Origin of the sequence: Pannonibacter sp. XCT-53 (assembly GCF_009915765.1) — a bacterium.
Taxonomy (GTDB): Bacteria; Pseudomonadota; Alphaproteobacteria; order Rhizobiales; family Stappiaceae; genus Pannonibacter; species Pannonibacter tanglangensis.
In genome coordinates this window covers 1206537-1233357 of sequence record NZ_JAABLQ010000001.1, presented here as the reverse complement: position 1 = coordinate 1233357, position 26821 = coordinate 1206537, and the positions used below count along the sequence as shown (strand labels likewise).

The following is a 26821-nucleotide window of genomic DNA, read 5'->3' as shown; positions in this document are numbered from 1 at the left end:
CGCCTCAACTGTAGACGAAATCGCTGGCGCTGAGGCCCGTGACGCCGACCAGCCGAACTTCCCCGCCCGCGTAGCGCACCAGCATATCCGAACCCGACTGGATCCACGAGATCTCCCAGGGATCGATGTCCCCGGTGAACTCGATGCGGTCCTGGCCACGGGTGAAGTCGGTGATGCGGTCGCTGCCATCGCCGGCGTTGAAGACGAAGATGTCCGCCCCGGCATTGCCGGTAAGCGTGTCGCCGCCCTTGCCGCCCTCGATGCGGTCGGCCAGCGCAGAGCCGATGAGCGTGTCGCCGAGGCCGGTACCGATGACGGTCTCGACATTAAGGACCGTCGCGGTGTCCACGCCGTTGCTCACGCTGCGCGCGGTCAGGTTGACCGTCGCCGCACGGGTCATGGCCGACAGGTCGAGCGTGTCGGTGCCGGCCCCGCCATCCAGCGTGTCGTTGCGGCCACCGCCCCAGACGAAGCGGTCGTTGCCGGCATCGCCGCTGAAACTGTCGGTGCCAGCGCCGTCGAACAGGGTGTCATTGCCGGCGCCGCCGAAGACGGTGGTGCCGCTGGTGCTGCCGCGCAGCGTGTCGCTGTGGGCCGACCCGTGCAGGACCTCGATGCCGACGAGGATGTCGCCGAGCGCCTCTCCGCCGGCCTGGCTGGCCCGCTGCAGGTTCACGTCGACGGCCTCGGTGGAGGATGCGTAGGTCACGACATCGACCCCGTCGCCACCGATAAACACGTCGGAGCCCGGGCTGCCGGTGAAGATGTCATTGCCGGCCCCGCCATGGATCAGGTCATTGCCGATCGTGCCGAGGAAACTGTCGTTGCCGGCCCCGCCGGACACCTCGAACACGGTGGCCGTGGCCGCACCTGCGGTCAGGGTGCCAGATGCGGTCGCCACGGCGCCGAGACGGAGCAGGCCGTCGGTGAAGCGCAAGGTCTCGATCCCGGCGACAGTGTCGGTGCCATCCGGCGACCCGGCGCGCAGGTCCGCCACGGTGCGCGTGCCGTCGGCATTGAGGGTGATCCGGTAGTCGACGAGGCGGCCGGTGAACACGGCGACATCGGCACCCGCGCCGCCGTCGAGCCGGTCATTGCCCCGCCCGCCCGTCAGCACGTCATCACCGGCCCCGCCGATCAGCGTGTTCGCGTTGGTGTCACCGGTCAGCGTGTCGGCAAAGGCCGACCCGGACAGGTTCTCGATCGAGACCAGGATGTCACCCTGCGCATGACCGCCGGCCTGGCCGGAGGTGATGCCGAGGTTGACGACGACACCGGCAGAAGACTCGCTGTAGTCGGCCCAGTCGAGCCCGCTGCCGCCATTCAGCGTGTCGGCCCCGTCACGCCCGGCCAGCAGGTCGTCGCCATTGCCGCCGGTCAGCACATTGGCCCCGGCGTTGCCGCGCAGCGTGTTCGTAAAGGACAGCGCACCAACAACATTCTCCACGTTGGTGAGAACATCGCCGTCGGCAAAGCCGCCCGTGCCGCGTCCGCTCGCCAGATCGACCGTGACCGCACCGGTGGAGGCTGCATAGGTCACGTCATCGGTGCCCGCACCACCGTCGATGCTGTCCTTGCCGGCCGAGCCGTTGAGGATGTCATTGCCGCCACCGGCCAGCATGATGTCGTCGGCCGTGGTGCCGGACAGCGTGTCGTTGCCCTCCGTGCCCCGGATCGTCCGGTCGACCACGTCGAAGACCAGCGAGCCCACTGCAAGGCTGCGGTCGGCGAACTGGAAGGTCTCGACGTTGACGACCGTGTCCGCGCCGTCGAGGCCCGTACGGCGATCGGTCACGAGGATGCTGCCGTCGGTGTTGCGCTGCAGGATGTAATCCGCGCGCGTGCCGCTGAAGACGACGGTATCGGCATCTGCGCCGCCGTCGATCATGTCGTTGCCAAGGCCACCGGTCAGCCGGTCCTGACCGGCATTGCCCGTCAGCGTGTCGTTGCCTGCGCCGCCCGCGAGGATGTTGGCGCCCGCGTCGCCGATCAGCGTGTCGGCAAGGGCCGAACCGGTCACGGCTTCGATGCCGATGAGGCGGTCGCCCTGTGCATCGCCGCCGCTCTGGGTCGCCAGCCCGAGATTGATGGTCACACCCGCCAGCGATGCGGCATAGCTGGCCGTGTCGATCCCGGCCCCGCCGTCGAGGACATCCGCGCCACCGCCCCCGGTCAGCACGTCATCGCCCGCTCCACCGCTCAGCGTGTTGGCGGCCGCATCGCCGGTCAGCGTGTCGGCGAAGGCCGAACCGGTCACGTTCTCGATGCCGGAGAGGACGTCACCCTGCGCATGACCGCCGGACTGGGCCCCGGCAAGCCCGAGGTTGACCGAAACGCCCGCAGCGGACTCTCTGTAGTCGGCCGTATCGAGGCCGCCGGCGCCGGTCAGCGTATCCGCCCCGTCACGGCCGGCCAGAACGTCATCCCCGGCACCGCCGACGAGCACATTGGCGCCCGCAGTCCCGCGCAGGACATTGGCCAGGGCCTGCGACCCGGTCACGTTCTCGACATTCGCCAGCGTGTCGCCCTCGGCGAGCCCGCCGCTGCCACGGCCTGTCACCAGATCGACGGTGACACCGACGGTTGAGGCGGCGTAGCTGACAGTGTCCGTCCCGGCTCCGCCGTCGATCGCATCGCGGCCGGCAGACCCGAGGATCATGTCGTTGCCGGCATCCGCCTCGATCACGTCGTCGGCCGTGGTGCCGTTCAGCGTGTCATTGCCCGCAGTGCCCCTGATTGCCTGGCCCGTGCCGTCGAAAACGAGCGAGCCGACCGCAAGCGTCGCATCGGCGAAGGCGAAGCTCTCGACGTTGGAGACCTTGTCGATGCCGTCCATGCCTGCGCGCTTGTCGGTCACGGTGATGCTGCCGTCCGCATTGCGCACGAGGGTGTAGTCGGACCGCCGGCCGCTGAAGACGACCGTATCCGCATCGGCGCCACCGTCGATCGTGTCGTTGCCGGTCCCGCCCGCCAGACGGTCCTGGCCGGCCATGCCGAGCAGGATGTCGTCGCCGCGCATGCCGACCAGATGGTTGGCCTGATCGTTGCCGACGAGGCGGTCATTGCCGTCACCGGCCACCACGTTCTCGATCACGGTGCCGGAGGCGATGGTCAGGGCGGCGACGCCGGTCAGGTTGACCCTGAGCCCGGTGAGATCCGCATCGACGCCGCCCCGGATGGCGGCAAAGTTGAGCCAGTCCGTGCCGCCGTTGGTGTCACGGATGACGGAACGCCCGGGCTCCAGGGCGAGCATGCGCTGGAAGTCGTCGGTGAAGTGATAGACGGTGTTGATGCTGGCCGCATCGCCATAGATGTCGAGCGTGGCGTTGCTGACGCTGCCGGAGAACCCGTTGGCGCGCGTGTCGGTGATACGCACGGTCCAGACACCGGCCGACAGCTCGCCGCGAAACTCGTTCGAGCCGAACATCCAGACCTTGCCGGCGAAGCTGTTGACGGCGGTTGCCGAGCCGACGGTGAGCAGCAGGCTCTGGGTGCCGTCGGGCGACACCAGCTCGACCCGGAGATCCTCGACATTGCCATGGGTGAGCGTCAGCGTCAGCGACACATAGTCGATGTCGATGGCCTGGCTGACCGTGAGCCGGTACTCGGCCGACGCCCCGGTGCCATTGGCGATGCTGCGCACGGCGGCATCGGTGACGCGCTGCGTCACCTCGTTGGCGCTTGTCCTTGCAGTGCCGAACAGGCTCCACACCTCGGCGAAGCGAACCGCTTCATAGGCATCGACCTGCCCGAACCCGGCATCATTGGAAAAGGCCATGCCGCCGCCATTGACGGTGCGCGCGCCGTTGATGGCCCAGAGGTCGGTCTGGTTGGTGGTGAGCGCGCCGCGGTTTTCCTCGAAGCCGCCGGCCTGGACATCGGCCGTCACCGCCAGGATCTCCTGTACATCGCGCCAGCCAAGCGCCTTGTTGGCCCCCAGCATCAGCGCCGTCACGCCGCTGACGATCGGCGTGGCGGCCGAGGTGCCGCCGAAGCTGTCCGTGGTGTTGCCCGCCGAATATCCGGCCAGACCTGTCTCGTCGGTGGTGGTGATGCCGGCGGTGCCGCCGTTCGAGGGCGCCGAGACCAGCAGGTTCGAGCCGGTGTTGCTGTAGAAGGCGCGAACGCCCTGGTCGGTGTAGGCCCCGACGGTGATGGTGTAGCGGGCAGCACTGAATTCGGAGTAGTTGGCATCACGCCGGTCGGTCGCCCAGTCGTTGCCGGCCGCGACCGTGATGACGGTGCCGAGCCCGCCGCGACCGGTATCGGCCGCAAACTTCAGCGCGCCCTGAAACTGGATGCCCAGGCTGGAGGCAACGGAATCGGCGTATTTGGCCGACCAGTTCCAGCTGTTCGACGTGATGTCGAAGGAGGCCATGTGGCGGATGGCCTCGATGAAATAGGAGCCGGCATTGCCGAGGATGTCGACGCCGGTGATCTGGGCGCGGCTGGCGATGCCCGAACCGCCGATGCCGTTGCCTTCCACCGCCGCGATGATCCCGGCCACCGCCGTGCCATGGGCCTGCTGGCCGGCGGCACCTTGCGGGTTGAAGGTCAGGCTGCCGACGCGGAATTCCTTCGACGCGTTGTAGTTGCCGGCCAGGTCGGCGTGGGTTTTCTCAAGACCATCGTCAAAAACACCAACAGAGACACCCTGCCCCTTGAACTCGCCGCCGAGAAGATCAAGCGAGATCGTCTTCTTGTACCATTCCCTGGCCGCATTCGGATCCGTCATGGTCATCCCAGCACTTGTTGAACAGAGCCTCTGCCGGTTGGCAGGGCCCTGACCCTACGTGAGATGACCCCTCCCGGGTGCTAACGCGGTTCCGACAATTTTAAGGACCGGCGCGCGGCAGGACGCAGGGTTAAGGTTTGGTCGCCAGAAAGGCAGAAAACCCCGCTTTCCCCTTGTAATAAAAGACGATTCTGGAAGTTTTGCCCCTGTCGGAATTGCCAGTTGGATCAGCACGGCGACAGGGTCTTGCCCTGCGAGCACGGGGCTCCGCACCGGGGTCGGCCCGGGACATCCGAGGAAATCATGACCTGGGAGGGGGAATGGTGAGCGAGCAGGGACTCGAACCCTGGACCAACTGATTAAAAGTCAGTTGCTCTACCAACTGAGCTACTCGCTCCCACAGGGGGACCGTGGGGATCCCCACGCTGGCGGTGTGTTTATGTCCAAGTCGCCGCCAGTGCAACCCGGAAAATGACGGCACGATCCGCCTTTCCACGACCGCGATCCTGCCCCGAGGCCGGTGAAGACCCGGTAAACCGCACCCGTCGGGTCCGGTCCATCCCCGGACACAGGCGTTCAGGCGGGATCGAGGATCAGCATCAGGCCCCGGTTGTCGGAGGCTGCAATCACGCGGCGCGCGGCAACGCCGGGCCCGGTCAGCCGCAGCGCGGCAATCCGCGGCCATGTCGCGGGCTCCCCTGCGGACACGCCGTAGAGCCCCTCATAGGCCACCGGCGACAGGATCGACACCAGCCCGCGCGCCGTCCGGCACTCGATGCCGAGGCTCGTGGCGCGCAACGCGCGCACGCCCGTGACGGCCTGCAGGAAGATGTGATGATCGGCCGGATCGCGGGCGATCAGGATCACTTCGGCGAGCGCGCGGACGCCGTTGCCATGCTGCTGGAATTCCGGCTTCCAGAAGTTCTCCGGATAGCGGTTGCGGCAGGTGAACCAGCCGACCGACGGCGCATCCGGGTCTTCGGTGAAGGTGAGGTCGAACCCGACCTTGCGCACCACGCCGTCCGGTCCCGTCGCCTCGCGCTCGAAGCCGAAGGGCTCGAACAGGCGCAGGCCCGCAGCCTCGAAGGCAGCGCGATCCGCGGCCGGATCGGTGCTGTCGAGCACGACCATCGACGCCCCCTCGCCGGCCGCAAGGAAATCCCGGTTGAAGGCCCCGAACGAGAACGCGCCGCGGGCGGGAGCGGGAATGTCGACACCGGCCGGCACGCTCAGGAGCTCGAGGAAGGCGCCGTCCAGCTGGATCAGGCGGTTTTCCGTGCCCCAGGGATGGCGGGCGACCGGGGTCAGCCGGAAGCCCTGCGCCTCGTAGGACCGGGCCGCCGCCGCAAGATCGCGCACCGCGACGACGATGTGGTCAATGCCGCGCATCACCGGCCCTCCCTCGCGCACCGGTCAGACCAGGCGGCTGCGCTTGATGGCGGCCTCGATGAAGGAGGCAAACAGCGGATGCGGCTCGAACGGCCGCGACTTCAGCTCCGGATGGTACTGGACGCCGATGAACCACGGATGATCCGGGATCTCGACCGTTTCCGGCAGGACCCCGTCTGGCGAGGTGCCGGCGAAGATCAGGCCGCAGTTTTCCAGCGTCGGCCGGTAGCCGATGTTGACCTCGTAGCGGTGACGGTGCCGCTCGGAGATGGCCGTCGCGCCATAGATGCCGGCGATGCGGGAGCCCGGCTTCAGGGCAGCCTGGTAGGCGCCGAGCCGCATGGTGCCGCCGAGGTCATCGCCGGCCTGGCGCGTCTCCCGCTCGTTGCCGCGCGTCCATTCGGTCATCAGACCGACCACCGGCTCCTCCGAGGGGCCGAACTCGGTCGAACTGGCCTTGGAGATGCCGGCAAGATTGCGGGCCGCCTCGATCACGGCCATCTGCATGCCGAAGCAGATGCCGAAATAGGGCACCTTGCGCGTGCGGGCGAAATGCGCTGCCGCGATCTTGCCTTCCGCGCCGCGCTCGCCGAAGCCGCCCGGCACCAGGATGCCGGCAACCCCTTCCAGATAGGGGCTCGGATCTTCCTTCTCGAAGGTCTCCGATTCGATCCACTCGATGTTGACCTTGACGTTGTTGGCGATCCCGCCGTGCACCAGCGCCTCGATCAGCGACTTGTAGGCGTCCTTCAGCACGGTGTACTTGCCGACCACCGCGATCGTCACCTCGCCTTCCGGATTGGCGATGCGGCGGGAGATTTCCTCCCAGCGATCCAGCTTCGGCGCCGGCGCCCCGGTGATCCCGAAGGCCTTCAGGACTTCCTCGTCCAGGCCTTCCTTGTGATAGGCGATCGGCACGTCATAGATCGACGCCACGTCATAGGCCGGGATGACCGCGCTTTCCCGCACGTTGCAGAACAGGGACAGCTTGCGGCGCTCGGTGTCGGGGATCTTGCGGTCGCAGCGGATCATCAGGATGTCCGGCTGGATGCCGATCGAGCGCAGCTCCTTGACCGAGTGCTGCGTCGGCTTGGTCTTCATCTCGCCCGCGCTCGGAATATAGGGCATCAGGGTGAGATGGATGTAGATCGCCTGTCCGCGCGGCAGGTCGTTGCCGAGCTGGCGGATCGCCTCGAAGAAGGGCAGGCCCTCGATGTCGCCGACAGTGCCGCCGATCTCGACCAGCACGAAGTCGACATCCTCGTTGCCCTCGAGCACGAAGGCCTTGATCGCATCGGTGACGTGGGGAATCACCTGCACGGTGCCGCCCAGATAGTCGCCACGCCGCTCCTTGGCGATGATGTCCTGATAGATCCGGCCGGTGGTGATGTTGTCCTGCTTCGACGCCGGGCGCCCGGTGAACCGCTCGTAGTGGCCGAGATCGAGGTCGGTTTCCGCGCCGTCGTCGGTCACGAAGCACTCGCCGTGCTGGTAGGGGCTCATCGTGCCCGGATCGACGTTGAGATAGGGGTCGAGCTTGCGCAGCCGCACGGAGTAGCCGCGCGACTGGAGCAGTGCGCCGAGCGCCGCCGAGGCAAGGCCCTTGCCGAGGGAGGAAACCACGCCGCCAGTGATGAAGATGTATCGCGCCATGGAGCAACACCTTAACGGGACCCGGGCCGGGTCGGCCACACGGGTCTTGCGGTTAGACACAATAAAAATGCCCTGCGATTGCTGCCGCAGGGCAATTTCAGAACTCGGTTCCGGCCGGGCCGGACGGCGGCTTACTGGGCCGCCGGGACCTGCGGGCCGGTGGGCTGCTGCGGGCTCTGCTGCTTCAGCGCATCCAGAACGCCGCCGCCCTGGCCGGGCGTCACCGGAGCCGGGGCTCCCTGCTCGCCGCCCTGCGTCTGGGTCTGCGGCAGCGTGTCGAGCACGGACGCCGGGCTGTTGTCCATCTCGGCAATCAGGCTGAGGCCGATCGACGTGGCAAAGAAGGCCACGGCCAGCAGCGCGGTTGCCCGCGTCAGCACGTTGGCCGTGCCGCGCGCGGTCATGAAGCCGCTGTTGCCGCCCATGCCGAGCGCGCCGCCTTCGGAACGCTGCAGAAGGACGACGAGCACAAGGGCAAGCACGACCATCAGATGAATGACGATGACCACAGTTTCCATGTCGGACCGAAACTCTGTTGAACGATTGGCGCCTTCTACACCAGTCTAGATTGGCTTTCCACCCTTGATGCGCAAGTGCCCGCGCCGAGCTGTGGCAAAGCCGCCGGGCCGCGCCGGCTCAGCGATAGGCCGCGATGATCCCGAGGAAATCCGCCGCCTTGAGGCTGGCACCGCCGACAAGCGCGCCATCGACATGGGGCACCGCCATCAGCTCGGCCGCGTTGGCCGGCTTCACCGACCCGCCATAGAGCAACCGCATCGCCGCGCCCTCGCCGCCGAGCCGCGCCGCCAGCCGCGCCCTCAGGGCCGCATGCACCTCGGCCACGTCCGCGGCTGTCGGCGTCAGGCCGGTGCCGATGGCCCAGACCGGCTCATAGGCAATCACCGTGTTGGCAGCCGTGGCCCCGTCGGGGACAGAGCCGTCCAGCTGGCCCGCCACGACGGCCAGCGTCTTGCCGGCCTTGCGCTCGGCCTCGGTCTCGCCGATGCAGATGATCGCGACCAGGCCCGCGCGCCAGGCCGCCTGTGCCTTGGCCCGCACCACCGCGTCGCTCTCGCCGTGATCGGCGCGCCGCTCCGAATGCCCCACGATGACGGCCGTGGCGCCGGCGTCCTTCAGCATCTCGGCCGAGACGTCGCCCGTGTGGGCGCCGGAGACGGCCGCATGGCAATCCTGGCCGCCGAGCGCGATGCGCGTGCCCGCCGCATCCCCCGCCAGGCGGGACAGGAGCGTGGCCGGCGGACAGATCATGACGTCGACCTTCTGGGCCAGCTGCGGATAGAGCGCTGCCGCAAGAGCCTTGAACTCGGCCCGGCTGGCCTCCAGTCCGTTCATCTTCCAGTTCCCGGCGACGAGCGGACGGATCGGATGGGCGGTTGCGGCGGTCATTCTGCGCTCCTCCAGCAGTGATGCAAGCTTCGCCGACTTGGCTAGCGGCAGGCGCGGGAAAGTGCAAGTGCGCCGCATCGCCATCTGCAGCGCTCGCCCTATTGTCCGCCGCCGTGCAACGGGATATGCAGGGCAACTGCCCGGCCGGACAAGCCTGGCCGCATGCATCATGACCATCAGGAGACAACATGCTCGACGCGCTGCGCAAGGGCGCCGGCACCTGGGTTGCCAAGATTTTCCTCGTCCTCCTCGTCTTCAGCTTTGCAATCTGGGGCATCGCGGACGTTTTCCGTGGCTTTTCCAGCAGCACGGCCGCGAAAGTCGGCAATGCGGAAGTGTCCCTGACCGACTTTGATCGCGCCTATCGTCTGGAGCTCGACCAGATCGGCCGCCAGATCGGCCGGCCGCTGTCGACCACCGAGGGCGCCCAGTTCGGCATCCCGCAGCAGGTCCTGTCGCGCCTGATCGCCGACGCGGCGATGAATGACGAGGCCAACCGCCTCAACATCGGCCTGTCCGACACGGAACTGGCGCGCATGATCCAGTCGACGCCCCAGTTCCAGCGCGGCGGCACCTATGACCGCAACCGCCTGCTTGAAACCCTGCGCCAGAACGGCATCCGCGAGGAGCAGTTCGTCGAGGACCAGCGCGCGGTCGCCCGCCGCATGCAGATCGCCGAGGGCGCGACCGGGGCCATGGCCGCCCCGCGGACCATGCTCGAGGCCATCAACGCCTACGAGAACGAGACCCGTGCGGCCCGCTACATCCTCATCGCCCCGACGGCCGTCGGCGAGATCGCCGCGCCGGACGAGGCGGCCCTGACGACATTCTACGAGGAGCGCAAGGCCGAGTTCCGCGCGCCCGAAACCCGTGCGCTGACGCTTCTGGAGCTGTCCCCCGAGCGCCTGGCGAACGCCGGCGAAGTGTCCGACGAGGAAGCCCGGGCGGAGTATGACCGGACCATCGACCGCTACCGCAACGACGAGCGTCGCCGCGTCCGCCAGATCCCCTTCACCGATTCGGCCGAGGCGGAAGCGGCTGCGGCGGAGCTTGCCGCCGGCAAGACCTTCGCGGAGCTGATGGCGGCGCGCAACCTCAAGGACAGCGACGTCGATCTCGGCCTGCTGACCCGCGACAAGTTCCTGGATCCGGCAGTCGCCGAAGCCGCCTTCGCCCTGCCCCAGGGCGCAACCAGCCAGCCCGTGAAGGGCCGGTTCAGCACCCTGATCCTCGAGGTGGCCGAGATCCAGCCGGCCTCCACGCAGCCCTTCGAGGCCGTGCGTGACGAGATCAAGGCCGACCTTGCGACCCGTCGCGCCGAGCAGGAGGTCTCCGACCTGCATGACGAGATCGAGGACGCGCGCGCCAGCGGCGCCCTGCTCGGCGAAGTGGCGAGCCGCTTCGGCCTGCAGCCGGTCACCATCCCCGCCGTGGATGCCGCCGGCCGCGATGCCGCCGGTGCTCCGGTCACCCTGCCGCCGGCCCGCGACCTGCTCGCCAAGGCCTTCGAGAGCGACGTCGGCGTGGAAAACGACGCCCTCGCGCTCGGCACCCGGGGCTTCCTGTGGTTCGACGTGACCGCCGTGACGCCGGCGCGCGACCGCGACCTGTCCGAGGTCCGTCCGGCCGTGGTCGAGGCCTGGCTTCAGGCCGAACGCACCCGCAAGCTCGGCGAACTGGCGCTGGCCACGGCCGAGCGGCTGCGCAAGGGCGAGACCCTCGAGGCGGTTGCCGCCGAGAAGGGACTTGAGGTCCGGCAGGCGCCGGCCCTCAAGCGCAACCTTGCCACCGAGGACCTGCCGGCGGAAACCTCGAGCCAGGCCTTCGCCGGCCCGGTCGGGACCGTGATCGAGGCCGCAGGGGCTGGCGGCACGCGTGCCGTGCTCGTGGTCGACAGCATCGCCACCCCGGCCTTCTTCGTCGAGGCCGAGGAAATCAAGCCGATCGACGAGATGATCACCCGCCAGCTCCAGAGCTCGCTGCTGTCCCAGCTCATCAACGAGGTGGAAGCGCAGAAGGGCGTCGAGATCAACCAGGCGGGCATCGCCCAGATCATCGGCACCAACACCCAGAACTGACCGGATCGACGTCGCGCGGAGCGTGTTCCCATGAGCAATTTCAAGGCCTTCATTGCCAGGATCGCCGAGGGGGACGCGCTGTCGCGCGACGAGGCGCGGGCTGCCTTCGACATCATCCTGTCGGGCGCGGCAACCCCTTCGCAGCTCGGCGGCTTCCTGATGGGCCTGCGCCTGCGCGGCGAGACGGTGGACGAGGTCACCGGCGCCGTTGCCTCCATGCGCGCGCGCATGCTGCCGGTTGCCGCCCCGGCCGATGCCATCGACATCGTCGGCACCGGCGGCGATGCCACGGGCAGCTACAACATCTCCACCTGCGCCGCCCTTGTCGTCGCGGGCTGCGGGGTGAAGGTGGCCAAGCACGGCAACCGCTCGCTTTCCTCCAAGTCCGGCTCGTCGGAAGCCCTCGCCCAGCTTGGCGTCAACATCGACATCGGCCCGGAGCGGATCTCGGCCTGCGTCAATGAGGCCGGCATCGGCTTCATGTTCGCCCCGCTGCACCACGCAGCCATGAAGCATGTGGGGCCGACCCGCATCGAGCTGGGCACGCGCACCATCTTCAACCTGCTCGGCCCCCTCTCCAATCCGGCCGGCGTCAAGCGCCAGATGACGGGTGTCTTCGATGGCCGCTGGGTCGAGCCGATTGCCCATGTGCTGAAGAACCTCGGCTCCGAGCATGTCTGGATCGTGCATGGTTCCGACGGCATGGACGAGATCACCACGACGGGCCCGACTGAGGTGGCCGAGCTGAAGGACGGCGTGGTCCGGACCTTCACCATCACCCCGGCCGATGCCGGCCTGCCGACCGCCCGCTTCGAGGACCTCAAGGGCGGAACGCCGGAGGAAAACGCGGCAGCCCTGCGCGCCGTGCTCGCCGGGGCCAAAAACCCCTACCGCGATGTGGTGCTCATCAACGCGGCCGCCTCGCTGATCGTTGCCGGCAAGGTTGCAACCCTGCCCGAAGGCGTGGCGCTGGCCACCCGCTCGCTCGACAGCGGCGACGCGCTCGACCGGCTCGAGCGCCTCGTGGCCGTCTCCAACGGATAAGACCATGGCTGACATTCTCACCCGCATCGAGGCCTACAAGCGCGAGGAAATCGCCGCCGCCAAGGCTCGGCGCCCGCTCGCCAGCCTGCTGGATGCCGCGAGCACCGTCGAGGCCCCCCGCGGCTTTGCCCGGGCGATCCGGGCCAAGCTCGATGCCGGCGACTATGCCCTCATTGCCGAGATCAAGAAGGCAAGCCCGTCGAAGGGCCTGATCCGTGCCGACTTCGATCCTCCGGCGCTGGCCCGCGCCTATGAGGCCGGCGGCGCGGCCTGCCTGTCGGTGCTCACCGACACGCCCTCCTTCCAGGGCCACCCGGACTTTCTCACCGCGGCGCGGGATGCCGTCGCGCTGCCGGCGCTGCGCAAGGACTTTCTCTACGACACCTACCAGGTGGCGGAGGCCCGCGCCTGGGGTGCCGACTGCATCCTGATCATCCTCGCCGCCGTCGATGACGCGCTGGCGAAGGATCTCGAGGACGCCGCCTTCGACCTCGGCATGGACGTCCTGCTTGAGGTCCACGACGAGGCGGAGCTGGAGCGGGCGCTGAAGCTTGCCTCGCCGCTGATGGGCATCAACAACCGCAACCTGAAGACCTTCGAGGTGTCGCTGGAGACAAGCGAACGCCTGGCGCCGATGATCCCGGACGACCGGATCATCGTCGGCGAATCGGGTCTGTTCACCCCGGCGGATCTGGCCCGCATGCAGGCGGCGCGCATTTCCACCTTCCTCATCGGCGAAAGCCTGATGCGGCAGGAGGACGTGGCAGGCGCCACCCGCACGCTGCTGGCCCGCAGCCCGGAAGCGGCCTGACCCATGGCCGGCGACCAGGATCACCTGACCCATCTCGACGCGGCCGGCACCGCCAACATGGTGGATGTGGCCGACAAGGCCGTGACCCGGCGCGAGGCCCGGGTGCAGGGCGAGATCCGCATGGCGCCGGAAACCCTGCAGCTCATCCTCGACGGCAACGCCAAGAAGGGCGATGTCATCGGCACGGCGCGGCTTGCCGGCATCATGGCCGCCAAGCGCACGCATGAGCTGATCCCGCTCTGCCATCCGCTGCTGATCACCAAGGTTGCCGTCGACATCGAGCCGGATCCCTCCCTGCCCGGCCTCGTTGTCACGGCCAGCGTGCGCGTGACCGGCCAGACCGGCGTCGAGATGGAAGCCCTCACCGCCTGTTCGGTCGCCTGCCTGACGATCTACGACATGGCCAAGGCCGTCGATCGCGGCATGGTCATCGGCAACATCAAGCTCCTGGAAAAGAGCGGCGGCCGCTCCGGCGACTGGCGCGCCGACGAGACCTGACCTGCCCCTGCACAGGGCATCCACCCCTCGCGAGGACCTGACGCCATGAGCCTGATGCCGGTTGAGGACGCCCGCGCCAAACTCCTGTCCGGCGTCGTGCCACTCGGCGTGGAATCCGTGCCGGTTGCTGCGGCCAACGGCCGGGTGCTGGCGGCCGATCTGGCGGCGCGGCGCACCCAGCCCCCCTTCCCGGCCTCCGCCATGGACGGCTATGCCCTGCGCGCCGCCGATGCGGCCGCCGCAGGCGCCCGGCTGACCGTCATTGGCGAAGCCCCGGCCGGCCACGGCTTCACCGGCACGGTGGGGCCGGGTGACGCGGTGCGGATCTTCACCGGCGCTCCCGTTCCCGCTGGCGCCGACAGCATCCTGATCCAGGAAAACGCCAGCCGCAGCGAGGCGAGCCTCACGGTTCTGGAGCCGGTGCGTGCCGGCCAGTTCGTGCGCCCGGCCGGTCTCGACTTCTCGCAAGGCGACGTGCTGCTGCGGGCCGGAACCCGGCTCGACTTCAAGGCGCTGGCGCTGGCCGCCGCCATGAACCATGCCGCACTGCCCGTCTGGCGCAAGCCGCTGGTGGCGATCATCGCCACGGGGGACGAGCTGGTTCCGCCCGGGCAGACGCCCGGCCCGGACCAGATCATCGCCTCCAACCACTGCGGCGTCGCCGCTCTGGTGGAGGATTGCGGCGGCAGCCCGCTCGACCTCGGCATCGCCGCCGATGACCCGACCGCAATTGCCCTGAAGGTCCGCGAGGGCATCGCCGCCGGCGCTGACGTTCTGGTGACGCTCGGCGGCGCCTCCGTCGGCGATCACGATCTGGTGCAGTCGGTGCTGGGCAGCGAGGGCATGGAGCTGGCCTTCTGGAAGATCGCCATGCGGCCGGGCAAGCCGCTGATGGCCGGTCACCTCGGCCGCACCAAGGTGCTCGGCCTGCCGGGCAACCCGGTGTCGAGCCTTGTCTGCGCGCTCCTGTTCCTGCGCCCGCTGCTCTATCGCCTGACAGGCCAGCCGGACGGAACGGGCCAGACGACGGCAACGCTGACCGCGCCCGTGCCGGCGAATGACCAGCGCCAGGACTACCTGCGCGCCCGTCTCACCACCCATCCCGACGGCACCCGCAGCGTCACGCCCTTCGACCGGCAGGACAGTTCCATGCTCGGGCTTCTGGCCGCCTCCGGCGCCCTGATCATCCGGGAGCCCCATGCCCCGGCGGCACACGCCGGCGACCGCGTCGACGTGCTCGTGCTCTAGCCCCGCGCCCGGCAATCCCCCCCCTCTGGCAGCCTGGCAGCCTGGCAGCCTGACTGCCATGGCCTCACCGTGGCTCCCCGACCCCGGGGGACAAAAAAGCTGGAGCCGGACTGCGGGAGCCAGAGCGAAACCAACGGATCGAGGCCTACGCACAGCGGCTGCCAGAAAAGGCCAGCCAGAAGAGGCCAACACGACGGGGCCAGCCCGTCAGGATCATCCAGACAAGACCATCCAGACGGGGGCGTCCAGATGGGGGCTTCCAGACAGGAACTACCAGCAAGGGCCCCGAGATCAGGCTGCCCTGCCCCGATGGAGGGGCAGCCGGACCGCCCTGTCCCCTTGCGCCTCAGGCGTCCCGTGCACCCGGGCCACCGGGGGACAGACGGCATGCGGAAGATGCCAGATGCCAGACGCAAGAGAAGAGCACCATTTCATTTCCAACATAATTTTTTCATTGCAGATGATTTTTGCATCATTTGCAATGAACAGATATTTCTCCGTGCTGTTTGAGGGCTCTGGGAGGCTCCCGGCCTCCAGTTGCTCCCGGCTTCGCGTGGCCAGCCTTCAGGGAAAGACTGGTTGCGGAGCAGCGCCCGTCCTGTGCCGTGGTTCAGCGCGCCGTGCCGGGCACGTGAGGCGTAACCGTCCTTGAGGCTCCCGGTCCAGACGTGGGCCGCTGGTCTTTGCGCGCCCCCCTCATTTCAGGTCGGCCCGAACAAGGTCTCGAAAGGCGGACTGGCGGGCGAACCGGGTGCAAGCGGGAGACTGCATGGGCAAATCCACAGGCGATTGCCGTCCCCTGCCGCGCGGTTGCAGAAATTCGGTCGCGCCGGCTTTACGGACGCCAAACCGTCATCCTAAGCACGCACACTATCCCGACCTGTCCGGCGGGAGGCCTGTCGGGCGCACGCTGCGGTGCCCCCAGGGCGGATCCGTTGCGGACAGACGGCAAACACCCGCCCGCGCGCCGGCAGCGGACCACTCGACCCTTTTTTGTCACGACCTTTTTGTCCATGCGTCTCAAGAAGTCGATCCTGAAGCGAACCAGGCACATCCGCGCCCTTGTCCTCGACTATCCGCTCCGGCCGCTGCCCGACCCCGTGCCGGCCCCTGAGGCCGCGCCGGCGCAAGACACGGCCATCCCGCGCCGCGTCTACCAGACCTGGGAGGAAAACCTGTTCGGCCGACGGCATCTGGCCGCGCTTCAGGCCTTCCGGCGGCAAAATCCGGGGCTGACCTTCGTCCTGCTCGACCGTGCCGCCCGCGATGCCTACATGGCGGACGTCTGGGGCCACCATCCGGTCCATGCCGTCTACCGCGGCGCGCGCTTCGGTCCGATGCAGGCCGACATCCTGCGCTATTGCCTGCTGCACGAGCGGGGCGGCTACTATTTCGACATCAACAAGGCGGTGACCGTGCCGCTTGATGCCCTGCATGCGCCGGACACGACCGCCCTCCTCGCCCACGAATTCAGCGAATGCCACCTGCTGCCGGACCAGACCATTCTCAGGCTCCTGCCGCACCCGGACCGGTATGTCGCGCAATGGGGCTTCGGCTTCGCGCCCGGCCATCCCGTGCTGGCGCGCATGATCGCGGCGATCTGCGACTACGCGCCGGAATTTGCCGGCCGCCGCTTCGCCAATCCGAAGTCCGCGATCCTGCAGCTGACAGGACCGGGCATGTTCACCCGTGTCCTCCGCCAGTGCCTGCAGGACGATCCGGACCTCGCCGGCCGGATGCGGATCCACGGACCGAACTTCGACGGCAAGGGCAACGTCAGCCTCGACGGCTCCGACGTGCGCTATCTTCGCCAGCCACCCTACTTCCGCGCCCGCGACGAGATCATCCTCGACCCCATCGCGTTCCAGACCTGATCAGACCTGGGCAGACCAGACCTGTTCCGCGGCCCGCGAGGCCTCACCCCGCCTTGCGGATCCAGACGGCGGTGTCGTGGAACGCGGCGCCGCCGTAGGGGGCGACCGGGTCGGCGCCGGTCAGCGTGTTGATGCCGCAGCCGGTCTCGAAGGCGGAGTTGGGCCACAACCCTTCGGAGATCACCGTCCCCTGCACCAGCCCCTCGATCACCCGGGCGTGCAGGACGACCTCGCCGCGCCCATTGCCCATCACCACCTTGTCGCCGTCGGCCACGCCGGCCTTCGCGGCGTCCTGTGCCGTCAGCCAGACCTCGGGCCGTCCCCCCTCCTTCTTCACCGAGCCCGGGGTCTCGGAGAAGGTCGAGTTGAGGAACGAGCGTGCTGGTGCCGTCACGAGGCGGAAGGGATGGTCGGCATCGGCCCGCTCGACCGCATCCCAGTAGTCGGGCAGCTCCGGCATGGTGGCCACCGGTCCGAGCGCCTTGCCGTCCTCGGGCCGGTTGGGAGCCAGCGTCCTGGCCCAGTCGACGCGGAAATGGAACTTGCCGTCCGCATGGCCGAAGCCTTTCAGGAAATGCGCCTGCTCGAAGCCGGGCTGCATGTCCTTCCAGCGCCCGGCCTCCAGGTCGGCGAGCGTGCCATAGCCGGAATTGACCAGCATCCAGTCAACATGCTCGCGTGCGCTCATGTGGAACCCGGGATGGTCCTTCGCCCCGATCCGGCGGGCCAGCTCGTTGATGACGAACAGGTTCTCGCGCGCCTCGCCCGGTGCCTCGGTCAGCTTCGGACCGAAGATCAGATACTGGTGGCCACCGCCCTTGTAGATGTCGTCATGCTCGAGGAACTGGGTTGCCGGCAGCACGATGTCGGCATGACGGGCGGTATCGGTCATGAACTGCTCATGCACCACGGTGAAGAGATCCTCGCGGGCAAAGCCTTCCACCACCTTGCGTTGCTCGGGGGCAACGGACACCGGATTGGTGTTCTGGATCAGCATGGCCGTCACCGGCGGGCCACCGGCCAGCGCCGTGCGGTCGCCGGTCAGCACCCGGCCGACGAGGCTCTGGTCGAGGAGGCGTGTGGCCGTCTTCAGCTCCGGGGCCTCCACCATCGCCTTGTTGAGCTGGTAGATCGCGCCATTGTTGTGGAAGGCGCCGCCGCCCTCATATTGCCAGCAGCCCGTCACCGCGGCGATGCTGGCGGCCGCATGCATGGACACCGCGCCGTTGCGCGTGCGGGTGAAGCCGTAGCCGAGGCGGAAGAAGGTCTTCTTCACCTGGCCTATCATGTGGGCGAGGCTGACGATATCAGCCGCAGGCACGCCGCAGATGGCCTCCGCCCACTCCGGCGTGCGGCTCGCCAGATGCGCTTCCAGCGCATCCGGACAGTCGGTGTAGCGGGCAAGATAGGCCCGGTCGGCGAGATCGTCGCGGAAGAGGACATGCATGATGGCGCAGGCGAGCGCCGCATCGCTGCCCGGCTTGACGATCACGCCCACATCCGCCTGTTTCATGGTCTCGGTGCGGTAGACGTCGACGACGATGATCCGCGCGCCGCGCTGCTTGCGGGCGGCAATCGCGTGGGTCATCACGTTGACCTGCGTCGCCACCGCATTGGTGCCCCAGATCACCACCTGGTCGGCGCGGGCAATCTCCCGCGGATCGGGCCCGGACAACCGGCCCGTGCCGGCGACATAGCCGGTCCAGGCCATGTTGGTGCAGAAGCTGTCGAACTGGCGCGAGGTGCCCTTGGCGTGGCGGAACCGGTGGATCGCGTCGCGCTGCACCAGCCCCATGGTCCCGGCATAGTGATAGGGCCAGATCGTCTCGGTGCCGAAGCGGGCCTCGGCGTCGAGGAACTTCTCGGCGATGAGATCCAGTGCGGCATCCCAAGAGATCGGCTCGAACCGCCCCTCGCCCTTGGCCCCCACCCGGCGGAGCGGGCGGGTCAACCGGTCGGGATGATAGAGCCGCTCGGTGTAGCGGGCCACCTTGGCGCAGATGACGCCGGCCGTGTAGTCATTGTCCGGCGCCCCGCGCAGGCGGCCGATCCGCCCCTCCGCCGTCACCTCCACCTCGAGCGCGCAGGTCGAGGGACAGTCGTGCGGGCAGGCGGAGAAGGCAGTGATCGTGGCGGGCTTGTTCATGCGACACTCGCTGGCTGGCGCTCAAGCGGACGCAACACGCGCCCGGACGACAATGTCCGAGGTTTCAGACCTTGCGCCAGCGAAGTCAAGCAACGGTCGGCGCAAAATCAGGGTGCCAGTTTGGCTCCTGTGCCAGGACACGAAAAAAGCCGGCCCCTCGCGGAGCCGGCCTTTGATTTTGCGTGATTGTCAGCTGATCAGCCGACGATCTCGTGGCCGGCAAACCAGAAGGCGATCTCTTCGGCAGCGGTTTCCGGAGCGTCGGAGCCATGCACCGAGTTCTCGCCGATCGACAGGGCGAACAGCTTGCGGATAGTGCCTTCGGCGGCGTTGGCCGGGTTGGTGGCGCCCATCACTTCACGGTTCTTGGCAATCGCGTTCTCGCCTTCCAGCACCTGGACGATGGTCGGGCCGGAGGACATGAACTCGGTCAGTTCGCCGAAGAACGGACGGTCCTTGTGGACGGCGTAGAAGGCTTCGGCCTGACGCTGGCTCATCCACACGCGCTTCGAGGCGACGACGCGCAGGCCGGCTTCTTCCAGCTTGGCGGTGATGGCGCCGGTCAGGTTGCGCTTGGTCGCGTCCGGCTTGATCATGGAGAAGGTGCGTTCAATAGCCATTTTTCTCTCGTCTCTTTTTGATTTGTGTGGATCAATCCAACACAACAAACCGGGCCTTGAGCCCGGTCGAATTCGAAATCGACCATCCGTATAGCTTTGGTCGAGGGCGACCGCAAGGGCCCCGGACGAACCAAGGGATCGAACAACGCAACGCCGCAATCCGAAGCCGAGAACACGAATGCTGTCAGTCCTGAAAACTACGATCACGCCTTGCGTGAGCCTGGTGCTCGCCACGCTTCTGGCAATGTTTGCAGGTGCCGCCACTGCAAGCTCGCCCTTCAGCGAGGACAACCCCAACACCGCAACTCCGGCGCAGGTGACAGCCGCAATCAAGGACCTTGCTGAGGCGGATCGGGAGGCGTTGTTGGACTTCGTTGCCGGAAACGCCCTCTTCACGCTCTACCATGAAGCAGGGCACATGCTTGTGTCCGAACTGGAGCTGCCGGTGCTGGGAAAGGAAGAGGACGCAGCGGACAACTTCGCCGCAGTCTCCATGCTTCAGTTCGAGGACGAGACCGTCAATCACCTGCTTTCGGCGGCCATGGACGGATGGTTCCTGCTGGCGAACAAGAACGAGATCGCTGAAGCTGACTTTGCCGGTGAGCACAGCCTCGACATTCAACGAGGATACAAGGTCCTTTGCCTCATGGTCGGCAAGGATGCCAAGACCTTTGGCGATCTTGCGGTCGAACTGGAACTGGAGGCAGACCGCATTGAGAGCTGCGCACAGGACTACGCCGATGCGGAATACGCCTGGGCCAAGCTCCTTGAGCCGCACCAGCGGGCTGACAACGATCCGGACCGCAAGATAAAGGTTGTTTACGGTCCAGCCCCCGTGGGCATGCAACTGCTGACCGAGGACTTCAAGACCAATGAGCTGATGGAGCTGGTGGCAGAAGAACTGGACGCGTTCTACAAACTTCCCGAACCGGTTGTATTCCGGGCGATACGCTGCGGCGAGGAAAACGCATTCTGGCACCCGCAAAAGCGTGAAATGCACTTGTGCTATGAACGCCTGAACCAGATGGCAGACCTTTATCTACGCTATCTGAAAGCCGAGCAGTGAGGCAAAGGAGTGACCTGGCGGGGTTCTTCACGACAGTGGCGGTTTGGTTCTTGCGAAACCCGGACAACTCCCCCAAAGATCCGCCCATGTTGCAGATCACCGACCTCACCTACCGCATCGCCGGCCGCCTTCTCATCGACAGCGCCAGCGTCACCCTGCCCGCCCGCAGCAAGACAGGCCTCGTGGGGCGCAACGGCGCGGGCAAGTCCACCCTGTTCAAGCTGATCACCGGTGACCTCGCACCGGAAACGGGCTCCGTCAGCATCCCGAAGAACGCCCGGATCGGCCAGGTGGCCCAGGAGGCCCCGGGCACCGAGGACAGCCTGCTGGAGGTGGTGCTGGCCGCCGACACCGAGCGTGCGCGCCTGCTTGCCGAGGCGGAGACGGCGACCGATCCGGACCGGATCGCTGCCATCCACACGCGCCTCGCCGACATTTCCGCGCACACGGCCGAGGCGAGGGCGTCGGCGATCCTGTTCGGCCTTGGCTTTGATGCCGAGGCACAGCGCCGGCCGTGCTCGGCCTTCTCGGGGGGCTGGCGCATGCGCGTGGCGCTGGCCGCCGTGCTCTTCTCCGAACCGGACCTGCTGCTGCTCGACGAGCCCACCAACTATCTCGACCTGGAGGGCACGCTCTGGCTGGAAAGCTACGTCGCCCGCTATCCGCACCAGGTGCTGCTGATCTCGCATGACCGCGACCTGCTCAACAAGGCGGTCGATTCCATCGTGCATCTGGACCGCGGCAAGCTCACCTTCTACCGCGGCGGCTACGACAGCTTCGACCGCCAGCGGCGCGAAACGATGCTGCTGCAGCAGAAGGCCAAGGAAAAGCAGGACGCGCAGCGCAAGCACATGCAGGCCTTCGTCGACCGCTTCCGCGCCAAGGCCACCAAGGCCCGCCAGGCCCAGTCGCGCCTCAAGATGCTGGAGAAGATGGAGCCGATCATCGCGCTGACCGAGGAGAGCGCAAAACCGATCCACTTCCCCGATCCGCAGGGCCGTCTCGCCCCGCCGATCCTCAAGCTCGACGGCGTTGCCGTGGGTTACGGCGAGCGCACCGTGCTGTCGCGGATCTCGCTCAACATCGACACCGATGACCGCATCGCCCTGCTCGGCTCCAACGGCAACGGCAAGTCCACCTTCGCCAAGCTGATCTCCGAGCGGCTGGCCCCCATGTCGGGCGAGATCGTCCGGGCCTCGAAGCTGAAGATCGCCTTCTTTGCCCAGCACCAGCTCGATGAACTGCGCCCGGCCGAAAGCGCGGTCGCCCATGTGCGCAGCCTGATGCCGCAGGCGGCCGAAGCCCAGGTGCGCGCCCGCGTCGCCCGCTTCGGTCTGCCGACCGACCGCATGGACACGCCCGCCAAGGATCTCTCCGGCGGCGAGAAGGCGCGCCTCCTGCTCGGCCTTGCCACCTTCGACGGACCGAACCTCATCATCCTCGACGAGCCGACAAACCACCTCGACATCGACAGCCGCGAGGCGCTGGTCCAGGCCCTGAACGAGTTCCAGGGCGCCGTGGTGCTCATCTCGCACGACCGCCATCTGGTGGAGGCCTGCGCCGACCGGCTCTGGCTCGTGGCCGACGGTCGCGTCGCCCCCTTCGACGGCGACATGGACGACTATCGCCGCTACATCCTGCAAGGCCCCGACAGCCTGAAGAAGGCCCGCGAGGACGAGGAACGGGAGCGCGAGAAGGCGGCGAGCGGCGCCGACAAGCGCCGCGATGCGGCCGAGCGCCGCGCCCGCCAGGCCCCGCTGCGCAAGCAGATCGAGGCGGCCGAGAAGGAAATGGCGCGGCTGCAGGAGAAGATCGCCAGGATCGACGAGATGATGTCCGATCCCGACTTCTTCACCCGCGATCCGGAACGGGCCGCCAAGTTCGCTAAGGAACGCGCCTTCTGCGAAAAGAAACTCGTCAGCACCGAGGAAGAGTGGCTGCTGCTGTCTGCGGAGCTCGAAGAGGGCTAAGTTGAGAGTGTATCTCATATGAGGTACACTCATCATCCATGATTGGAGCGGACACCCTTCCCCGGAGATTTGTCATGACCGCAAAGACAGGCATGCTGCATGTCCGGATTGAAGACGAGACAAAAGCGCGCGCGGCGGCGGCTCTGGATGGCACCGGGCTGACCCTGTCGGATGCGGTGCGTATCCTCGTGACCCGGATTGCACAGGACGGTGTCCTTCCCCCGGGGCTGTTGCTGGATACGCAAGCCCATGACGCCTGGTTCCGGGACAAGGTGGCCGAGGCACTGAACGACCTTTCGGCTCCGCTGTCGCACGAGGACGTCATGGCGGCGGCAGCCCGGCGGATTGCACGCGGCCGACTTGACAGCGGCGACTGAGGGTGCCTGCGGTGCGGCTGGCATGGCATCCCTTGGCAGCGCAGGACTTTCTTGCGATCATCGACGACATCGCGGCGGACAATCCGGCCGCCGCGACCGCGTTCAAGCAAGATGTGGAAGCCCGCGTTGCAACACTGACGCGCCATCCTGACCTCGTCCGCCCGGGCCGTGTCGCGTCAACACGGGAGCTGGTTGTTCGGCAGACCTATATCGTTGTCTACACCGAACAGGCCGGTTCGATCCTCATCCTGCGCCTGCTTCATGGCGCCCGGCAATGGCCCTGAGCCCGCCCGTCACCCCCACCAGAAAGCCCGCCCATGCCGCTGCCGCAGTCTCCCGCCGTCATCGCCTTCGATGCCGATGACACGCTCTGGCACAACGAGAGCTTCTTCAAGCTGACGGAAGCCCGCTTCGCCGAACTGCTCGCGCCCTATTGCGAGAAGAACCGCGTCGCGGACCGGCTGGTGGCCGCCGAACGGCGCAACGTCCACCACTATGGCTACGGTATCAAGGGCTTCATCCTGTCGATGATCGAGACGGCGATCGAGGTCACCGACGGCAAGGTGCCGGCGACGGTGATCGGCGAGATCCTGACGGCGGGACAGGACATGCTCGGCCATCCGGTCGAGCCGCTCGACGGCGTGCGCGAGGCGCTTGCCGCCATCCGGGGCATCGCCCCGCTGATCCTCATCACCAAGGGCGACCTGTTCGACCAGGAACGCAAGATCGCCGCCTCGGGCCTGCAGAAGCACTTCACCGCCGTCGATGTGGTCAGCGAGAAGAGCCCGGAGGTCTACGCCCGGATCTTTGCCCGCTACACCGACGACATGTCGAAGGTGGTCATGATCGGCAACTCGGTGCGCTCCGACATCCTGCCCGTCCTTGAACTGGGCGCCACCGCCATTCACGTCCCCTACCCTCTGCTCTGGGCGCTGGAAGCGGCCGACTTCCCCGTTGGCCATCCGAAAGCGATCCAGCTCAAGAGCCTCACGGACCTGCCGGCGTTGTTCGGGCGGGCCTGACCGGGGTTGCGTCAGGGCGCCTTCACCGGATGCAGCGGCGCGCCGGTTGAGAGGAAGCTCGTGACATTGGCGATGGTCGTCTCGGCGATGGCCGTCAGCGCGTCCTCGGTGAAGAAGCCCTGGTGGCCGGTGATCAGCACATTCGGGAAGGTCAGGAGCCGGGCAAAGAGGTCGTCCGGGATGATCCGGTCCGACAGGTCCTCGAAGAACAGCTGGCTTTCCTCCTCGTAGACATCGAGCCCGAGGGCGCCGATCTGGCCGCTCTTCAGCCCCCGGATCACGGCGGCCGTGTCGATCACGGCCCCGCGCGAGGTGTTCACCAGCATGACGCCGGGGCGCATCTGCGCAATCGTTTCATCGTTTATGAGATGAAACGTGGCCGGCGTCAGCGGGCACTGCAACGACAGGATGTCAGCGGCGGCGAAGAGTTCGGCCAGCGGCAGATAGGTGACGCCAAGCGCGAGGCAGGCCGGGTTCGGCACCGGGTCATGCGCCACCACGCGGCAACCGAATCCGGTCATGATTCTTGCCAGCACCTCGCCGATGAGACCGGTGCCGATGATGCCGACCGTGCGCCCATGGACGTCGAACCCCATCAGCCCGTCCAGCGCGAAATTGCCGTCCCGCACCCGGTTGTAGGCGCGGTGGGTCTTGCGGTTCAGCGTCAGCATCAGGGCGACCGCGTGCTCCGCCACCGCATGCGGCGAATAGGCCGGCACACGGGCCACCTGAATGCCGCAGGCCGCTGCGGCCTTGAGGTCCACGTGATTGAAGCCGGCCGAGCGCAGCGCAACGAGCCTCACCCCGAAATCCGACAGTCCGTCCAGCACCGGCGCCGACAGGGTGTCATTGACGAAGGCGCAGACCACATCCGCCCCGCGCGCCAGCGGCATGGTCCGTTCCGTCAGGCGCATGTCGTGATAGACGAGGCTGACCGGCGCCTCCGCCCGTGCTGCCGCCGCATCCAGAAACCGGGCGTCATAGGGCTTGGCGCTGAACACATCGACACGGAAACGGGCATCGGACATTGTCGGGCTCCGGATGGGATGATGGCAAGATTGGCTGCGCGCCCCGTCTGAGGGGGCGTTGCCGGCAGTGATACACATCGCCGCGCAACAGCCCATGACATGGCGCATGGCCCGTGCCGAATTCCACGCCTCCCGCCCTCCCCGTCATTCCGGACAAGGTGAGCGGCCGCGAACCGCAGATCCGGAATCCAGCGAGCGCAACAAACAGCGACCAAGTGCGAGCGGCAGCGAGCGCAAGAACCATCCGTCATCTGCGAGCGGCAGCGAGCGCAACAGCCCACAACATGACGCATGGCCCCGTCTCGAAATCCACGCCTCCCGTCCTCCCCGTCATTCCGGACAAGGTGAGCGGCAGAGAACCGCAGATCCGGAATCCAGCATGTCAGTGCGAGCGGCAGCGAGCGCAAATGCAATTTCGCCTGATCGGCGCGCGCTGGACCAGCGTGTCGCGCTCCGCGCGGCTGATATCTGGATCCCGGCTCGGCGCTTCGCTGGCGCTCAGCTGGTCCGGGATGACGCGTAACAACAACGGGCAAACAAAAAACCCCGGACCTTTCGATCCGGGGCTTCCATCACGCATGCGCTGTTGAGATCAGCCGACAAACGGCCGGGTGCCGGAGGCGTCCTTGATCTCGGTCGGCAGGCCGATGCGGTTGAGGAGCGCGAGGAAGGGCTTGGGGTCAAGCTCCTCGACATTCTTCATCGCACCCACATCCCACGTGCCGTCGGCAATCAGCATGGCAGCGGCGACCGGCGGCACGCCGGCGGTGTAGCTGATGCCCTGCGAGCCGACTTCATTGTAGGCGTCCTTGTGGTCGGCGATGTTGAAGACCAGAACTTCGGCCGGCTTGCCGTCCTTCTTGCCCTTCACCAGCGTGCCGATGCAGGTCTTGCCGGTGTAATCCGGGGCAAGCGACGAGGGATCCGGCAGCACGGCCTTGACCACCTTCAGCGGCACCACTTCCAGCCCTTCGGCCGTCCTGACCGGCTGCTCGGACAGGAGGCCGAGGTTCTTCAGCACGGTGAAGACGTTGATGTAGTGATCCGAGAAGCCCATCCAGAAGCGCACGTCCGCCTGCGGATAGTTGGACGACAGGGAATGCACCTCGTCATGGCCGGTCAGATAGGTCTGCTGCGGCCCCACGAGCGGCATGTCCCAGACCTTGCCGACCTCGAACATCCGGTTCGACTGCCAGGCCCCCTGCTGCCAGGAATAGACCGTGCCGGTGAACTCACGGAAATTGATTTCCGGGTCGAAGTTGGTCGAGAACCAGCGGCCATGCGAGCCGGCGTTGATGTCGATGATGTCGATCGACTCCGGCTCGGTCACGTATTCGTCGATGGCCAGGCGCGCATAGGCATTGACCACGCCCGGGTCGAAGCCGACGCCGAGGATGGCGGTGACGCCCTTGTCCGCGCAGGCCTCGCGGCGCTTCCACTCGTAATTGCCGTACCAGGGCGGCGTCTCGCAGATCTTCTTCGGATCTTCGTGGATGGCCGTGTCCATATAGGCCACGCCTGTCTCGATGCAGGCATCCAGAACGGTCATGTTGACGAAGGACGAACCGACGTTGATGACGATCTGACACCCGGTCTTGCGGATCAGCGCGGCGACCGCCGCCGTGTCCATTGCATCCAGGGCATGGGCTTCAAGAGCGCCCTCGACCTTCAGGCTGCCTTTCTCGCGGATGCTGTCGATGATCCGCTCGCACTTCGCGGGATTGCGCGAAGCAATGTGAATGTCGCCGAGCAGGTCGTTGTTCTGCGCACATTTGTGCGCGACAACCTGCGCTACGCCACCGGCGCCGATGATGAGTATGTTGCGCTTCATTTCGCCCATAGTCCTCCTTGAGTC

Annotated in this window: 20 protein-coding genes and 1 tRNA gene; 11 read left to right on the top strand and 10 right to left on the bottom strand. The window is 67.1% G+C overall.

Features of this window, described 5'->3' with window-relative positions:
* Positions 1-4 precede the first annotated feature (4 nt).
* The 6 genes from GWI72_RS05685 to tpiA form a co-directional block, all read right to left on the bottom strand.
* On the bottom strand, positions 5-4741 hold the full coding sequence (locus GWI72_RS05685) for a S8 family serine peptidase (RefSeq protein ID WP_161708094.1): 4737 nt from the start codon (positions 4739-4741) through the stop codon (positions 5-7).
* A 315-nt stretch (positions 4742-5056) separates the two neighbouring features.
* A tRNA-Lys gene (locus GWI72_RS05680) sits at positions 5057-5132 on the bottom strand.
* Positions 5133-5311: 179 nt separating this feature from the next.
* Entirely contained in the window at positions 5312-6124 is an 813-nt protein-coding gene (locus tag GWI72_RS05675) for a VOC family protein (protein WP_161708093.1), read from the bottom strand.
* A gap of 24 nt (positions 6125-6148) precedes the next feature.
* The gene (locus tag GWI72_RS05670) at positions 6149-7777 is read right to left on the bottom strand and encodes a CTP synthase (RefSeq protein WP_161676053.1); all 1629 of its coding nucleotides are present in this window, start codon (positions 7775-7777) and stop codon (positions 6149-6151) included.
* Positions 7778-7908: 131 nt separating this feature from the next.
* On the bottom strand, positions 7909-8295 hold the full coding sequence (gene secG / locus GWI72_RS05665) for a preprotein translocase subunit SecG (RefSeq protein WP_161676052.1): 387 nt from the start codon (positions 8293-8295) through the stop codon (positions 7909-7911).
* Positions 8296-8413: 118 nt separating this feature from the next.
* The gene (gene tpiA, locus GWI72_RS05660; RefSeq protein WP_161708092.1) at positions 8414-9184 is read right to left on the bottom strand and encodes a triose-phosphate isomerase; all 771 of its coding nucleotides are present in this window, start codon (positions 9182-9184) and stop codon (positions 8414-8416) included.
* Positions 9185-9372: 188 nt separating this feature from the next.
* Between tpiA and GWI72_RS05655 the strand changes: the two genes are divergently transcribed.
* The 6 genes from GWI72_RS05655 to GWI72_RS05630 all read left to right on the top strand — a co-directional run bounded on the left by GWI72_RS05655 (position 9373) and on the right by GWI72_RS05630 (position 16737).
* Complete coding sequence (locus GWI72_RS05655) at positions 9373-11262, top strand: SurA N-terminal domain-containing protein (RefSeq protein WP_161708091.1); 1890 nt, start codon at positions 9373-9375, stop codon at positions 11260-11262.
* 30 nt (positions 11263-11292) lie between these two features.
* Positions 11293-12306, top strand: a complete 1014-nt coding sequence (gene trpD / locus GWI72_RS05650; protein ID WP_161708090.1) for an anthranilate phosphoribosyltransferase — start codon at positions 11293-11295, stop codon at positions 12304-12306.
* 4 nt (positions 12307-12310) lie between these two features.
* Positions 12311-13117 (top strand): indole-3-glycerol phosphate synthase TrpC, encoded by an 807-nt coding sequence (gene trpC, locus GWI72_RS05645; RefSeq protein ID WP_161708089.1) that lies wholly within the window; start codon positions 12311-12313, stop codon positions 13115-13117.
* A gap of 3 nt (positions 13118-13120) precedes the next feature.
* On the top strand, positions 13121-13615 hold the full coding sequence (moaC, locus tag GWI72_RS05640) for a cyclic pyranopterin monophosphate synthase MoaC (protein ID WP_161676047.1): 495 nt from the start codon (positions 13121-13123) through the stop codon (positions 13613-13615).
* Between the two features lie 45 nt (positions 13616-13660).
* Entirely contained in the window at positions 13661-14863 is a 1203-nt protein-coding gene (locus tag GWI72_RS05635; RefSeq protein WP_161708088.1) for a molybdopterin molybdotransferase MoeA, read from the top strand.
* A 1013-nt stretch (positions 14864-15876) separates the two neighbouring features.
* Positions 15877-16737 (top strand): glycosyltransferase family 32 protein, encoded by an 861-nt coding sequence (locus tag GWI72_RS05630; RefSeq protein WP_161708087.1) that lies wholly within the window; start codon positions 15877-15879, stop codon positions 16735-16737.
* A 43-nt stretch (positions 16738-16780) separates the two neighbouring features.
* Here the strand turns inward: GWI72_RS05630 and GWI72_RS05625 are convergent, their stop codons facing one another.
* A complete protein-coding gene (locus tag GWI72_RS05625) occupies positions 16781-18883 on the bottom strand; it encodes a molybdopterin oxidoreductase family protein (RefSeq protein WP_161708086.1) in 2103 nt (700 codons plus the stop codon).
* Between the two features lie 197 nt (positions 18884-19080).
* Positions 19081-19503 carry a nucleoside-diphosphate kinase gene (gene ndk, locus GWI72_RS05620; RefSeq protein ID WP_161676043.1) on the bottom strand — a complete coding sequence of 141 codons (423 nt, stop codon included), beginning with the start codon at positions 19501-19503 and terminating at the stop codon, positions 19081-19083.
* A 178-nt stretch (positions 19504-19681) separates the two neighbouring features.
* On the opposite strand from ndk, the gene GWI72_RS05615 reads away from it, so the two are divergent.
* The 5 genes from GWI72_RS05615 (at position 19682) to GWI72_RS05595 (ending at position 23938) form a co-directional block, all read left to right on the top strand.
* Positions 19682-20569: a DUF4344 domain-containing metallopeptidase gene (locus GWI72_RS05615; RefSeq protein WP_161676042.1), complete on the top strand. Its 888-nt coding sequence runs from the start codon at positions 19682-19684 to the stop codon at positions 20567-20569.
* An 86-nt stretch (positions 20570-20655) separates the two neighbouring features.
* Complete coding sequence (gene abc-f, locus GWI72_RS05610) at positions 20656-22539, top strand: ribosomal protection-like ABC-F family protein (protein WP_161708084.1); 1884 nt, start codon at positions 20656-20658, stop codon at positions 22537-22539.
* A gap of 74 nt (positions 22540-22613) precedes the next feature.
* Positions 22614-22916 carry a type II toxin-antitoxin system RelB/DinJ family antitoxin gene (locus GWI72_RS05605; RefSeq protein WP_161708083.1) on the top strand — a complete coding sequence of 101 codons (303 nt, stop codon included), beginning with the start codon at positions 22614-22616 and terminating at the stop codon, positions 22914-22916.
* Positions 22917-22948: 32 nt separating this feature from the next.
* Entirely contained in the window at positions 22949-23200 is a 252-nt protein-coding gene (locus GWI72_RS05600) for a type II toxin-antitoxin system RelE/ParE family toxin (protein WP_244314205.1), read from the top strand.
* A gap of 33 nt (positions 23201-23233) precedes the next feature.
* Positions 23234-23938: an HAD family hydrolase gene (locus tag GWI72_RS05595; protein WP_161708081.1), complete on the top strand. Its 705-nt coding sequence runs from the start codon at positions 23234-23236 to the stop codon at positions 23936-23938.
* Between the two features lie 11 nt (positions 23939-23949).
* On the opposite strand, the gene GWI72_RS05590 is transcribed toward GWI72_RS05595, so the two are convergent.
* Together GWI72_RS05590 and GWI72_RS05585 are read right to left on the bottom strand one after the other, a co-directional pair.
* Positions 23950-24966 carry a 2-hydroxyacid dehydrogenase gene (locus tag GWI72_RS05590; RefSeq protein WP_161708080.1) on the bottom strand — a complete coding sequence of 339 codons (1017 nt, stop codon included), beginning with the start codon at positions 24964-24966 and terminating at the stop codon, positions 23950-23952.
* Between the two features lie 592 nt (positions 24967-25558).
* On the bottom strand, positions 25559-26797 hold the full coding sequence (locus GWI72_RS05585; RefSeq protein ID WP_161708079.1) for a saccharopine dehydrogenase family protein: 1239 nt from the start codon (positions 26795-26797) through the stop codon (positions 25559-25561).
* Positions 26798-26821: the final 24 nt, after the last annotated feature.

Bases quoted from the DNA above. Each gene is read 5' to 3' on its own strand.
- GWI72_RS05615 (WP_161676042.1), top strand. From the start codon at position 19,682: ATGCTGTCAGTCCTGAAAACTACGATCACGCCTTGCGTGAGCCTGGTG.
- trpC (WP_161708089.1), top strand. From the start codon at position 12,311: ATGGCTGACATTCTCACCCGCATCGAGGCCTACAAGCGCGAGGAAATC.
- abc-f (WP_161708084.1), top strand. From the start codon at position 20,656: ATGTTGCAGATCACCGACCTCACCTACCGCATCGCCGGCCGCCTTCTC.
- GWI72_RS05605 (WP_161708083.1), top strand. From the start codon at position 22,614: ATGACCGCAAAGACAGGCATGCTGCATGTCCGGATTGAAGACGAGACA.
- GWI72_RS05670 (WP_161676053.1), bottom strand. From the start codon at position 7,777: ATGGCGCGATACATCTTCATCACTGGCGGCGTGGTTTCCTCCCTCGGC.
- GWI72_RS05585 (WP_161708079.1), bottom strand. From the start codon at position 26,797: ATGAAGCGCAACATACTCATCATCGGCGCCGGTGGCGTAGCGCAGGTT.
- GWI72_RS05625 (WP_161708086.1), bottom strand. From the start codon at position 18,883: ATGAACAAGCCCGCCACGATCACTGCCTTCTCCGCCTGCCCGCACGAC.
- trpD (WP_161708090.1), top strand. From the start codon at position 11,293: ATGAGCAATTTCAAGGCCTTCATTGCCAGGATCGCCGAGGGGGACGCG.
- moaC (WP_161676047.1), top strand. From the start codon at position 13,121: ATGGCCGGCGACCAGGATCACCTGACCCATCTCGACGCGGCCGGCACC.
- GWI72_RS05655 (WP_161708091.1), top strand. From the start codon at position 9,373: ATGCTCGACGCGCTGCGCAAGGGCGCCGGCACCTGGGTTGCCAAGATT.
- GWI72_RS05630 (WP_161708087.1), top strand. From the start codon at position 15,877: ATGCGTCTCAAGAAGTCGATCCTGAAGCGAACCAGGCACATCCGCGCC.
- GWI72_RS05685 (WP_161708094.1), bottom strand. From the start codon at position 4,741: ATGACCATGACGGATCCGAATGCGGCCAGGGAATGGTACAAGAAGACG.
- tpiA (WP_161708092.1), bottom strand. From the start codon at position 9,184: ATGACCGCCGCAACCGCCCATCCGATCCGTCCGCTCGTCGCCGGGAAC.
- secG (WP_161676052.1), bottom strand. From the start codon at position 8,295: ATGGAAACTGTGGTCATCGTCATTCATCTGATGGTCGTGCTTGCCCTT.
- GWI72_RS05635 (WP_161708088.1), top strand. From the start codon at position 13,661: ATGAGCCTGATGCCGGTTGAGGACGCCCGCGCCAAACTCCTGTCCGGC.
- GWI72_RS05590 (WP_161708080.1), bottom strand. From the start codon at position 24,966: ATGTCCGATGCCCGTTTCCGTGTCGATGTGTTCAGCGCCAAGCCCTAT.
- GWI72_RS05595 (WP_161708081.1), top strand. From the start codon at position 23,234: ATGCCGCTGCCGCAGTCTCCCGCCGTCATCGCCTTCGATGCCGATGAC.
- GWI72_RS05675 (WP_161708093.1), bottom strand. From the start codon at position 6,124: ATGCGCGGCATTGACCACATCGTCGTCGCGGTGCGCGATCTTGCGGCG.
- ndk (WP_161676043.1), bottom strand. From the start codon at position 19,503: ATGGCTATTGAACGCACCTTCTCCATGATCAAGCCGGACGCGACCAAG.